We start from the raw sequence: 11,251 nt of genomic DNA, 5'->3' as shown, positions 1-11,251 counted from the left end.
GACATTGGATGTTACTTTTTGTGAAGACAAGAGTCGCATTCGTAAAGATCATTCTCCTGAAAATTTTGCTCTTTTACGTCGTTTAGCTGTCAGTTTACTGAAACAGGAAAAAGGATTTAAAGGAAGTTTAAAAATGAAGCGGTATCTGGCGGGAATGGATAATAATTATTTAGTTAAAATTTTATACTCGGCCAGCTAACGCTCGAAAACTCAAACGGATTCCCGATCTAAATTGATTCAGCTTTAAGAATTCAGAAGTTCTTAAAGCTCGATTTTAACTGGGTTAATTGCATCATATTTAAGAGTTTTAAGAAAGGTTTTTTCAGAGAATAACTCAGGCACAAATATGATTTTATGTCAACTTAATTTAGATGCGTTTACCCTGCCAATTCGTCCGACTATTTGGATTTTACCTTGTCGATCGCTTTTGAGAATCACAGCTTCGCCGCTTTGCGGTACAATATCAGTGATAGCGGTAATATTTACTTGATGAGTTACCATAATAACCGCGCCTTTAGTGTTGCGGTTGTCGACAATTAATTTGCGGATTGTCGCTGTTTGTTGGGCTTCTTTGCTGCTATCGCTAAAGAACGAGTTCAACGCTGGGAACGGTTCGACTTTGCCTAAATTTATCAGTTTTGCTGTTTCCAAACACCGACACCACTGACTCGATAAAACTCTGGCCACTTTGATGTTGCGGTTGCGAAATTCGGCTCCAATTTGCTTGGCTTGGGTTCTTCCCTGTGCTGATAAATTGCGCTGGGTGGAACAGTCACCCAACTTAAAGTTAGCAGGATCTCCCGTACCTGGGGCGATCGCGTGTCGCATTGCTACCACCAATCCCGTCTCCCCCCGCTGCAACAATTGCCACCCTGCTTGAGTTTGCGCGTTGGTTGCTGCGTCAGAACTTGCAGTTGCAGTAATTAAGCCGATCGACAATACTAAAGCTAGCGACCGGAAAAACCATTTCCAGTTAAGGTAAATCCGTGCAGCCATTGTTCCAGAAGTTAGGAATTAACTTATCATATTATAATACAACAAATATTGCTCTATGGAACTCACCAATTTTATTGCTCTGTCTGTCATTATTGCCCTCGTGCTGGGGATTGGGTTTGGAACAATGACTTGGGCTTACTTCGGCAAGGGCAGCATTTCTGTACTCTTTAAAGAACCAATTTTAACTTACCCAGAATTTCCCGATACCGACAGCGGCAGCAAAGCTTCTGTTTATTTTCAACAAGGAATTGAGGCTTATCAGTCGGGAAAGTACCGCAAAGCTAAAGATAAATTTACCAGCGCTTTAGAACAAGTTTCAACTTTGGCAGAAGCTTACCACAATCGTGCATTGGCTTTTGCAAATTTGCGATCGGATGAGGAGGCCGTTGCAGATTTAATCCTTGCCAGCGAATTATACCAACAGCAGGAAGCTGGATTTGCGATCGACACGATCAAACAAAATCTTGCCACCTTGAAGCGGCGCAAATTAGAACGAGAAAAACAAAAAGCAGTAGCGACCTAAATTATTATGTTAGGCCAGTGGAACTCAACCAAATCCTAGATTTGTGGTCCAAAAAACCCGGTTTCTTGAGTGTGGTTGGGAGAAACCGGGTTTGTTTACAGAATTTTTATTAAAGTAGAAAATCAAAATTTAACCTTCTCCGGGTCAACTAAATTGTTCTGGAATCTTCTATTTGGTCGATTTTAGCAATCATCATTTCTCGGTTAGGTGCCACAACTCGATAATTAGTAATGGGATCGTAAGCTTCCCACTCTTGAGTCACTTCGCTGTCTTGCCACAAAAACCATTCCCGGTAAATTTCGCCGTCATCAATGTCGCCGCACAAGGGAAGCCAATCATCTCCTCCCAAGCTCTCAAAATCTCTTCCTACTAAGTCAATCCAAGCTGCAAGGATACAAGAGTCAATAGCATTATTATTAACAGTGACTGCGTTAGAGTAAAGAGAAGTTTCTGGAAAACAAAGTGTGGATTTCATAAGTTGTACCTGAATGTTATGTTATTAATTTATAAAAAAATCCTCTAGGTCAGTGACAGCAGAATGCCACTATCCTAACCTCCACAGTTCTCACCTCGAAAAACCTTGATACCCAAAGCGCTCAAATACCTCTGCTGTATGAATTGAAACCGCTTTGAGTCCAGTCGCTAGACAGGCGAAATTGAGCCACTTTGCCAAGTGGCATACCAGAAAGCCCGATCGACCAAATATTGCTGGCGAAGGATCTCGCGCATTGAGGAGCGAAGACAGCCGGACTGCCAATTGTATACTTGGTAAGTTGGTGAGTTTCAGTACAGTTTTTGTGATAAAATTAGCGCTAAGCGGACTTTCGTACCGACAGCCTGGTTTAGTCAAAAGCTTTGCAACGAGCTTTCCAATCGTAGTGCGATCGCCAGTTTTGATTTATTGTTAATTTTGCCAAGTCCCGATCGACTGTTAGGGGAAAAAATTATGCAAGCAACCAACCAAGAAAGAATAATCGATCTGATAATCCACTATACTAACGGCAAACAGCAACACTTCCAGTTCATTGCGCCAGAGGGAACAGTAGGAGAGCAAGCAACTTTAGGCACTCGCCTGCACAAAATGTTGACGGCAGACCCGATAATTCTAGAATTGGCCGATAAACTGGTAGTTATCCCAGTTCACAACATACAAAGTATTGAAATATCGCCCATTCCTTCCAAATTGCCAGAGGGTGTCCTTCACCCAATGCGAGAAATCAAGATATAGCTAAGGTGTTTTGCATCTAAATTCAACTGAAAAGGCGGGCTGAATACCTATGTCAGATAGAGTTTGAAGAAACATAAGTGTACCAATTAAAAGAGAAAGAGGTTATTACAAATAAGGAGAAATATCCACAAAAACGTTGCTGGTAGTGAAACCAGTTACGAAAAAAAAGCAACAGTAGACAAGCTCCAAACCCTTATATAATCACTCATTCCCAATCTAAAATCTAAAATCTAAAATCTAAAATCGTATGACGGTATATGTCGCGTGAGTGAGGGGAATAATTGCAGGTTTCGCAGACTTTGACTTACCAGAAAAAATGCTAGAACTCCACTGTCACACTACTTATTCCGACGGCACTCTCACCCCTGCCGAACTCGTAGCCGCCGCCGCGTCTTCGGGGGTTCGCGCCTTGGCTGTCACGGATCACGATACGATGTCGGGTTGGGATGAAGCCTTCGCCGCCGCTGCTTTGCACGATATCGAAATAGTCCCTGGCCTCGAACTCAGCACTGTTCACAACGGCCGCTCTCTGCACATTTTAGGTTTTTATCCCGATGCCAATAAGTTGCGCGTTCCTTTGAACGATCGCCTGGAAGGAAGGTTTCGGCGATCGCAGGAAATGGTCGAAAAATTAGCAGCAATGGGATACGCGATCGAACTGCCAAAAACATCCCCAGGAATGGCACCGGGACGGCCTCACATTGCCAGCGCGCTGGTAAAAGCCGGTCACGCGAAATCATCGCGGGAAGCATTCGATCGCTGGCTGGGAGATGACGGCCCGGCTTATGTGCATTACGAGAAATTCTCGATCGTCGAAGGCATTGATTTACTGAAGAGTTGCGGCGCAGTACCAGTTTGGGCTCACCCTTATTTATTTCGCGGCGGCACTGTTGAGGAAGTCTTAAAAGAATTAGTAGATGCTGGTTTAATGGGAGTTGAAGTATACCATCCCAGCCACAGTTCCAGCCAAATCCAAAAGTTGAAAGATTTGTGTCTTCATTACGGTTTGCTGGCAACAGGTGGCAGCGATTATCACGGCCCAGATCCTGAAAGGAAAGCAGCAGATAGCACCCAATTGAATATGCTGCATTTGCCGTTAGAATTGCTCGAACCGATTAAAGTTGCTGCGGCGAGTTTGAAATAGTTTTTTAGGACCAATTTTGCCGATGTATACAGTTGTCAAAAAAAAATCCTTGACTTTTTGAGTGACGAGTTTGCCGGAAGTAAATCATCAGCAGAAGACCGAGGTCAAGCAGAATATAAATTAATATGAAGTTAAAGGCAATTGCAGGCGAGTTGATTTTACAATGTTACTAAAGCAACTTGCCAAACGGAGCTTATTATGAGTGCAGAAGACAGAGCTAAGGCGATCGGCAAAAATTTAGAAGGCAAAGCTCAGGAAATTTTCGGTAATATCACGGGCAACAGAAAAGACCAGGTTGAAGGCAAAGCCAAACAAGCTGAAGCTGCCGCCCGCCACGCAGCAGAAGATGCTAAAAATGCTGTGAAAAATCTGGCAGATCAAGCCAAAAGGTCGATCGACAAATTGTAGAAACCTGGCTATACCAAATCCTGGCTAATAGAATTCGCTTCATATCAAATCCTTTGGTATCAATAGGGTTTGATATGATTTGTTTTTGGAATGTGCATAAACTGGGTGACTTCTGCGACATCTCTTCAAAAGCGCAACGGAGAAGTCCCTACGATTGTTAATTTTACACCGGATTAATTTCGTAGTAAGGACTTCAGTCCTTATCGCATTGCCTTTACGAAAAATTTTTGCTCAATTCTGCATAAAGCCGCCAAAACCTGCGATATCAGAGTATCAACACGCAAAAACTGGACTATGACGAGACATGATACCCCCGTCGAACCCTTAGCAGGTTTAGTTCCTGTAGGGGCAAGTTTCAACTTGTTGCTTCCACCCACGGGTTGGGAACTCAAACCGATTTCCTTGACTTTGTTACTGTTGGCAGGTTACAGCGCTATTTTCCCTGGGATAATCGAATTATCTCGATGTCATCCGAACGTGCCAGTGAACACCGACGAACAGTTACGCGAACTTCTACAACTTTTGAAAGACTCGCCAGAGGCGAGTAAGGAACAAGAAAGACTCAAAAATAAATTGTGCCAACTCATTCCTCATTTGCCTGGAATTCGCAAGAATCGCGATGCCAATCCTAATATTGATTTTGACGGCGCAGTGAATGAGGCCTATGGGGGTTTTTTCAAAACGCTGCCGAGATTTTTTCGGGAAATTGACCTCGATAATATCGCTGATGATGCGTTGCAAACCAGAGTGGTTAAGCGGTTCAATACAATTGTTAAACGCAAAGTCTATGACCAATACAGCAAGTTAGAGCGGCAGCCTTTTACTTTTAGTTTGGATGCTCCAACTAAGAGCAAAACAGGTGAAGAATTTGATTCTGAAGGAGCGGCTGATGATACTACGGTCATAGGAATTGAGCAACTGATTGAGCAAGAACAAGTTAAAAATAAGGATCGCATCGGCCGCAAACTATGGCAGTGTATTGAAGACGATCCGACGGGAGAACTGCGAAACAGTTATCCCAATGAAAAAATAGATAAGACTCAGCCAAACACTCCCGAAAATCGTCGCCCTCGACCGGATGCCAATTGTCACATACTGGCAGTGCGATTGCTGCTGAAAGACCCTCCTGATAAATTATCGGTAATTGCCAGAGAGTTAAATATTGACTATCAAACTCTCAACTCTCACTGGAAAAGAACAGGTTTTGAACTCGTCAAAGAGATTGGCAATAGAATTGCTAAAGAATGTGGATATCAACCGGAGGAATAATGGTGAATAGCATGGATACTTATTTGTTACAAATTCCTCTGGAGCAAACTGCCCGCAATTTAGCTCTGCAATTTGCTTCAGAGCAAGCTAATCCGCAAAAAGGCAAGCGGGTTTATTTCAATACCCTGGCGGTTTGGGCAGTTAACTATTTTTTGGAATGGATGGAAATGGAAACTGATATTGAGGGCGGTGATAGTTGGAATCCAGCAATGCGGGCGGTTTTGGATGTCGGCGATTTGGTTTTGCCGGGGATTGGCAAGATAGAATGCTGTCCGGTTCAGCTCGGAGAATCGGCGATTTCTCTGCCGGAAGTGCGAGGAAACCGCATTGCATATATCGTCGTTCAGTTTGCCGAACCTTTCGATAAGGTGAAACTTTTGGGCTTTATTCCGGCTGTGGAAATTCATGATGAAATTCAAGAGATTTCTCTAACTAATCTCAAACCCCTTGAGGAATTGTGGGATTATTTGGATCGAATTGAGTTGGCGATTCCGCTGTTGCAAGGTGAAATTGAAGAGTTGCTATCTGATTTGGGAGAAGATGACCCCGTACAAGCACAAGTTCGGGAGAATTTGCAAAACAAATCTATTTCGGAAATTGTGGCAATTTTGAATAAAGTTTTGCACAGTAGTGAGAAATCTGACTGGGGATATGAAGGGGGGAAGGCTTTAGCGGGAAGTGGTTCTAGCAGTGGAGGTTTGGGAAATAGAGATATATCTTTCTCTCGCGATCAATCTTCACCTGTTGAGAAAGCTTCAGATATTGAGGAGGATGTGAAAGCGGAACTGAATCTGATTGCTGAAGATTTATTGGAAAAGTTAGCTGAGATTTGGGGAGATGGTGATGATTTTGCCTTGTCATAAATCGGCAATATCCCAGAAATATGGATAAATTTCCATGACTTGTAGGGCCGGGTTCACCAACCATATTGGATACAAATCGACAATCTCATAAACCCGCCCCATCCCCGCGACAAATATCGAAATACCGTCAAAATATTTCATTGTTGGGATTTTTGCATGGGGTGGGGGCCGGTTTTCGAGATTGTTGGTTTTTGCCGCAGATGGTTGGTGAACCCGCCCCTACAAGATTTTTCGGGAATTTTGCATAATTTCCCCCCAAATTGCCGATAGATATATATACACAGAATACAAGGTAAACTCCAATGGACGAACAACGCCTCGCCGCCTATCTCCAACTGATTCAAGCCCTGCTTGAGTGCCCTAACGGTGCAAATGATATTCTCAACGCGAATCGAGAGTTAGTTGATGCTAATTTTGTGCAAGTCATGGAAGCGGAAGCGGAGAAGATGGCGGCAGAGGGTAACTCCAATGTAAGTTGGTTGCAAAGTCTTGCTGCATATTTGGCAAATTATATCAGCAGTACAGCAACTTCTGATGAGTATTTATCTTTTTTTTTGGAGGTATTACAAGCAACGATGGAAAGTGGTGGAAATCCTCAAGTTGTCTATTCTATTTTAGGACAAAACTTCGACAAATTGGATTTAAATCTTGCTCAAGTATTACAAGCTTGGGCAACATCCAAATTCACAGAAGTTACCTCAGAACAAGCTGCATACATCGCAGCAGTTATTGCTCAATTTGGCAATTTAATTCAGCAGTTTCCCCTGGGGCGGCGGGCATGGAATTTAGAAATTTGTATTGCTTGTTATACCGCAGCCTTAGAAGTCCGTACCCGCAAAGATTATCCCGAAGATTGGGCTATGACTCAAAACAATTTGGCGGCCGCCTATAGTGACAGAATAGAGGGTGTGAGGGCGGCGAATATTGAACTTGCGATCGCCTGTTATACCGCTGCCTTAGAAGTCTATAAGTGCGAGAATTATCCCGAAGATTGGGCAATGACTCAAAACAATTTGGGAAATGCCTATAGTAAGAGAATAGCAGGAGTCAGGGCGGGGAATATTGAACTTGCGATCGCCCGTTATACCGCAGCCTTAAAAGTCCGTACCCGCGAGAATTCTCCCGAATATTGGGCAATGACTCAAAACAATTTGGGGGAAGCCTATCGTAACAGAATAGCAGGAGTCATGGCCGAGAATATTGAAGAGGCAATTTCTTGTTTTCGCTTAGCATTAGAAATTCGCACTCCTACTGCTTTCCCTTTAGACTGCTTGCAATCAGGTAGAAACCTCGGCAATACCGCTTTCACTGCTGGTTTTTGGGACATCGCCCTTGAAGGATTCGAGAAAGCAATTCAAGCGGTGGAAAAAAGCAGAAGTTGGGCAACTTCCGACGATATCCGCCAGCAGATTTTAGCAGAATCGATCGATGTTTACGAAAAAGCAATTCAAGCTTGCGTCAACAGCAACCAACTGGAAAAAGCCATAGAATACTGCGACAGATCCCGTGCTCAGCGGTTAGTTGATTTAATGCACAGCAATGATTTGTATGCTAGCAGCGAAATTCCACCCGCAGTGCAAAAGTATTTGCAGGAATTTGAGGCGAAGCAGCGGGAAATTGACGCAGAAGTTGAACAACTCCGCAAACCTTCTGAAGGCAATAAAGAATTAGCCGATGTGGGGAGTCAGTCACGCAGTCGGGCAGATTTGTCTGCTTACACGGAGAAGATTCAAGACTTGGAAAGGGAAAAACAGCAAATCTGGGAAAAGATTCGCAGTTTAGATCCAGTTTTAGCGGGACAAGTTCAAGTCGATCCGATGCAGTTTGCGGCGATGCAGCAACTCATCGACAATTCACAGACGGCGATTCTCTGTTTTTACACGACGGATGATGACACTCATGTTTTTGTGATTTACAAGGATAAAGCGCCGCAGATTCACACTTGTCAGGGAGAGGGTTGGGGAAATTTTCAGAATTGGATTTTTGAGAGTTGGTTGTCGCCTTATTTGCAGGATCGGAAAATTCGGCAACAGGGGATGGGTGAGTTTTTGTCTCAGTTGTCGCAGCGGTTGAAAGTTGATGAGTTGATTGGTAATTATTTGGAGGGGATTGAGGAATTGATTGTGATTCCGCATTTGTATTTGCATCAGATTCCGCTGGCGGCATTGCCGATAGAACCCCCCCAACCGAGGGCGGGCACGGGAGCACCGCCCCTACGAAGGGTGTTCCTTGGTGACAAATTCCTAATTCGTTACGTGCCCAGTTGCCGAATCTTGGAGTATTGCAATCAACGCCCAACCATCGAATCGCCGAAATACGGGATTGTGGAAAATGCCACGGATGACTTGTACTTCACTCCTTTTGAGTGCGAACAAATTGCTGAAATTGTGACGAAACCTGAGCGGTTAAAAGGAAGTCAAGAAGCTACAGTCGCAGCCTATCGAAACCTAGCCCAAAATGTGAATGTAATCCACTCCAGTCACCACGCTGTCTCGCGTTTGGACAATCCTTTAGAATCGCGATTGTTTTTAGGAGACGGGAGTATCACATTAGGGGAATTGATGACACCTGGTTGGCGGTTGCCGCAGTTATCCGATGTGTTTATGTCCTGCTGCGAAACTAATTTAGGAGGGACGGAAATTACGGATAATCTGCTTAGTTTGGGAACGGGGTTTTTGTGTGCGGGAGCTCGGAGTGTGGTCAGCACTTTGTGGGCGGTGGATGATTTTGCTACTTCGTTGTTTTCGATTTTTTACTATCACTATCGTCGGGAAGGTTTGAGTCGTCCAGAGGCTTTGCGACGGGCACAGGTGAGGTTGCGGACAATTTCGGGTGCGGAGTTGAAACAGCTTTATCAACCGCAAATCGATCCGTTGCTTCAGAGAATTATTGGGGATTTAAAGTCAAAATTGGCTGTGGTTCAAAAGAAAAAACAAAAGTTAAAATTGCGGCAGACATCCTACCACAAGGAGACTGATGAGTTTAATAAGTTGGGGGCGCAGTTGAAGAAAATAACGAAGCGGGAGAATCAGATTCAGAAACAGAAGAAAGGATATGAAAGTTTAAAAGAAAATATTTACACTCTGTCAAATCCTTTTGATGATTTGAGTTATTGGTCGGGATTTATTTGTCAGGGTTTGCATTGACAAGACTTACGCACTCCGGCTGAAAAAACCGGGTTTTTAACCGAATTTTTCGGCTGTAACCAAGTATTTTAGTAAAAAAAACCGGTTTCTGGGTCCCATGCTAAATCCTATGAGTTTAACACTCTTAATAGCGAGGACTTTCGCTATTAAGCAGGGAATTAATTCCCTCTCCGACTTTCGGTAAAACGCGCTATTTTATCCACATTAATCCGAGTTTATCTCCGGTTAAAAATCGGGTTCCGCAGCCAAAAGCTCGATCGACAAATCCATCTGTTCCTTCCCCCGCGCCAAAAAGCTTTCGCACTCCTGCAAACACTCGACAGCCACCGCAAACTGCTCGAAAACCTCCTCTAGAGGCAACTCTCCCGATTCCACCCGATCGATAATCGCTTCAATTCGATCGACCGTTTCCTCATAATTCCAGTCAGACTGGCGCAACTGCGAATCAATCATAACTTTTCTTCCGCATCCAATACTTCTACAATCTTAACTTTCAGCACGCCCCGACTCAACCTCACAGTCAATTCTTCTCCCAATTCCAAACCGTCAGTTTTGCGGACGATCGTACCGTCACTTTGGATTACCGCCGCATAACCCCTTTGCAATACCGCCGCCGGATTCAGTGCGGCTAACTTTTCTTGCAATACCTCCAGTTTACCAGTTGCTTGCCGCAAAGTTCGAGATGTCGCAGGCAAACGTTTTAATCGATTTTGTAACAGTTGCAAATGCTCTTCTTCTGTCTGAAATCTTGCCCGCACAGCGTTTGCTAAATTAACCGTTCGCTGCTTGTGTTCAAAGTAAATATCTGCTAAAATTGGTACAGCTTGAACCGCCGCCGCAGTCGGAGTGTGGGCTCGTTTATCTGCTACTAAATCGGCGAGAGATTCGTCTCTTTCGTGTCCGATGCCGGTGATAATTGGAATCGCACAATTCGCGATCGCCCTGACAACTCTCTCATCATTAAAACAAGCCAAATCTTCCGCAGAACCGCCGCCGCGCGCTAAAACGATCACATCAGCCCTACCATCCATTTCTACACGGGCGATCGCGCGGGCGATCGCAGCAGCAGCCAATTCTCCCTGCACTCCTGTCGGCGACAGCAACACCCGCAAACCCGGATATCTTTGGGCTAGAGTGCGCTGAATGTCTCCCCAAGCAGCGCCAGTATCGGATGTCACCACGGCCACAATTTGCGGGTGTGCGGGAATCGGGCGCTTTCGGGCGGGATCGAAGAAACCCTCAGCATCCAAGCGCGATCGCAATTGCTGCAACCGCAAAGCCTGCAATCCTTCCCCAGCCGGTAGCGATTGCACAACAGTCAACTGGTACTCGCCCCGATTTTTGTAAACCCGGATGCTTCCTAAAACCAGCAACTGTTCTCCTTTTTCCGGGATTTGCACCAATTTTTGCCGCTGAGAATTCCACACCACGCAGCGAATAGCAGCGCTTTTGTCGGTGTCGCACAGAGTGAAAAAGCAGCCGCTAGGGTGGTGCGAAACGTTCGACACCTCGCCTGTCAGCCAAACTGATTGCAGGTTGCGATCGCCCTCCAACAACTCTTGCAGGTAAGATGTTAGTCCGGCAACAGATAAAGCTGTATCGGGAAGAATTGAAGTCATCCAATTTTAGATTTTAGATTTTAGGTTTAGCCTACTATCAATGCTTCGGACAGTG

At 44.6% G+C, this 11,251-nt stretch carries 13 protein-coding genes; 8 read left to right on the top strand and 5 right to left on the bottom strand.

Features of this window, described 5'->3' with window-relative positions; all coding sequences use genetic code 11:
- Positions 1-199, top strand: a 199-nt coding sequence (locus QUA45_RS19775) for a transposase (protein WP_445305336.1), incomplete at its 5' end; no start/stop codon positions are given.
- Positions 200-357: 158 nt separating this feature from the next.
- On the opposite strand, the gene QUA45_RS19770 is transcribed toward QUA45_RS19775, so the two are convergent.
- On the bottom strand, positions 358-996 hold the full coding sequence (locus QUA45_RS19770; RefSeq protein WP_333221915.1) for a histidine phosphatase family protein: 639 nt from the start codon (positions 994-996) through the stop codon (positions 358-360).
- A 55-nt stretch (positions 997-1,051) separates the two neighbouring features.
- Between QUA45_RS19770 and QUA45_RS19765 the strand changes: the two genes are divergently transcribed.
- Positions 1,052-1,519, top strand: a complete 468-nt coding sequence (locus tag QUA45_RS19765) for a hypothetical protein (protein ID WP_333221914.1) — start codon at positions 1,052-1,054, stop codon at positions 1,517-1,519.
- Positions 1,520-1,667: 148 nt separating this feature from the next.
- On the opposite strand, the gene QUA45_RS19760 is transcribed toward QUA45_RS19765, so the two are convergent.
- On the bottom strand, positions 1,668-1,994 hold the full coding sequence (locus QUA45_RS19760; protein ID WP_333221913.1) for a hypothetical protein: 327 nt from the start codon (positions 1,992-1,994) through the stop codon (positions 1,668-1,670).
- A 471-nt stretch (positions 1,995-2,465) separates the two neighbouring features.
- Here QUA45_RS19760 and QUA45_RS19755 point away from each other — a divergent pair, with 471 nt between their 5' ends.
- The 5 genes from QUA45_RS19755 (at position 2,466) to QUA45_RS19735 (ending at position 6,431) form a co-directional block, all read left to right on the top strand.
- Positions 2,466-2,747: a hypothetical protein gene (locus QUA45_RS19755; protein WP_333221912.1), complete on the top strand. Its 282-nt coding sequence runs from the start codon at positions 2,466-2,468 to the stop codon at positions 2,745-2,747.
- A 316-nt stretch (positions 2,748-3,063) separates the two neighbouring features.
- A complete protein-coding gene (locus tag QUA45_RS19750; RefSeq protein ID WP_333221916.1) occupies positions 3,064-3,891 on the top strand; it encodes a PHP domain-containing protein in 828 nt (275 codons plus the stop codon).
- Between the two features lie 198 nt (positions 3,892-4,089).
- The gene (locus QUA45_RS19745; RefSeq protein ID WP_333152613.1) at positions 4,090-4,299 is read left to right on the top strand and encodes a CsbD family protein; all 210 of its coding nucleotides are present in this window, start codon (positions 4,090-4,092) and stop codon (positions 4,297-4,299) included.
- A 294-nt stretch (positions 4,300-4,593) separates the two neighbouring features.
- Positions 4,594-5,568, top strand: a complete 975-nt coding sequence (locus QUA45_RS19740) for a hypothetical protein (protein WP_333152611.1) — start codon at positions 4,594-4,596, stop codon at positions 5,566-5,568.
- Positions 5,568-6,431: a DUF1822 family protein gene (locus tag QUA45_RS19735; protein WP_333098298.1), complete on the top strand. Its 864-nt coding sequence runs from the start codon at positions 5,568-5,570 to the stop codon at positions 6,429-6,431. Before QUA45_RS19740 ends, QUA45_RS19735 begins: the two co-directional genes overlap by 1 nt.
- Here QUA45_RS19735 and QUA45_RS19730 read toward each other — a convergent pair.
- Positions 6,426-6,572 (bottom strand): hypothetical protein, encoded by a 147-nt coding sequence (locus QUA45_RS19730; RefSeq protein WP_333221911.1) that lies wholly within the window; start codon positions 6,570-6,572, stop codon positions 6,426-6,428. The genes QUA45_RS19735 and QUA45_RS19730 overlap by 6 nt on opposite strands.
- Positions 6,573-6,733: 161 nt before the next feature.
- Between QUA45_RS19730 and QUA45_RS19725 the strand changes: the two genes are divergently transcribed.
- Positions 6,734-9,577, top strand: a complete 2,844-nt coding sequence (locus tag QUA45_RS19725) for a CHAT domain-containing tetratricopeptide repeat protein (protein ID WP_333221910.1) — start codon at positions 6,734-6,736, stop codon at positions 9,575-9,577.
- A 225-nt stretch (positions 9,578-9,802) separates the two neighbouring features.
- Here the strand turns inward: QUA45_RS19725 and xseB are convergent, their stop codons facing one another.
- Both xseB and xseA read right to left on the bottom strand, forming a co-directional pair.
- The gene (xseB, locus tag QUA45_RS19720; protein ID WP_015176394.1) at positions 9,803-10,030 is read right to left on the bottom strand and encodes an exodeoxyribonuclease VII small subunit; all 228 of its coding nucleotides are present in this window, start codon (positions 10,028-10,030) and stop codon (positions 9,803-9,805) included.
- A complete protein-coding gene (gene xseA, locus QUA45_RS19715; RefSeq protein ID WP_333098294.1) occupies positions 10,027-11,196 on the bottom strand; it encodes an exodeoxyribonuclease VII large subunit in 1,170 nt (389 codons plus the stop codon). The genes xseB and xseA overlap by 4 nt, the downstream gene beginning before the upstream one ends.
- Between the last annotated feature and the right edge of the window lie 55 nt (positions 11,197-11,251).

Source organism: Microcoleus sp. Pol12A5 (assembly GCF_036701435.1).
In the GTDB taxonomy this organism is placed as follows: domain Bacteria; phylum Cyanobacteriota; class Cyanobacteriia; order Cyanobacteriales; family Microcoleaceae; genus Microcoleus.
This window is presented reverse-complemented; position numbering and strand designations above follow the sequence as displayed.

Coding starts and splice junctions, on each gene's coding strand:
- QUA45_RS19755 (WP_333221912.1), top strand. CDS start 2,466: ATGCAAGCAACCAACCAAGAAAGAATAATCGATCTGATAATCCACTAT.
- xseB (WP_015176394.1), bottom strand. CDS start 10,030: ATGATTGATTCGCAGTTGCGCCAGTCTGACTGGAATTATGAGGAAACG.
- QUA45_RS19730 (WP_333221911.1), bottom strand. CDS start 6,572: ATGAAATATTTTGACGGTATTTCGATATTTGTCGCGGGGATGGGGCGG.
- xseA (WP_333098294.1), bottom strand. CDS start 11,196: ATGACTTCAATTCTTCCCGATACAGCTTTATCTGTTGCCGGACTAACA.
- QUA45_RS19770 (WP_333221915.1), bottom strand. CDS start 996: ATGGCTGCACGGATTTACCTTAACTGGAAATGGTTTTTCCGGTCGCTA.
- QUA45_RS19765 (WP_333221914.1), top strand. CDS start 1,052: ATGGAACTCACCAATTTTATTGCTCTGTCTGTCATTATTGCCCTCGTG.
- QUA45_RS19750 (WP_333221916.1), top strand. CDS start 3,064: ATGCTAGAACTCCACTGTCACACTACTTATTCCGACGGCACTCTCACC.
- QUA45_RS19745 (WP_333152613.1), top strand. CDS start 4,090: ATGAGTGCAGAAGACAGAGCTAAGGCGATCGGCAAAAATTTAGAAGGC.
- QUA45_RS19740 (WP_333152611.1), top strand. CDS start 4,594: ATGACGAGACATGATACCCCCGTCGAACCCTTAGCAGGTTTAGTTCCT.
- QUA45_RS19725 (WP_333221910.1), top strand. CDS start 6,734: ATGGACGAACAACGCCTCGCCGCCTATCTCCAACTGATTCAAGCCCTG.
- QUA45_RS19760 (WP_333221913.1), bottom strand. CDS start 1,994: ATGAAATCCACACTTTGTTTTCCAGAAACTTCTCTTTACTCTAACGCA.
- QUA45_RS19735 (WP_333098298.1), top strand. CDS start 5,568: ATGGTGAATAGCATGGATACTTATTTGTTACAAATTCCTCTGGAGCAA.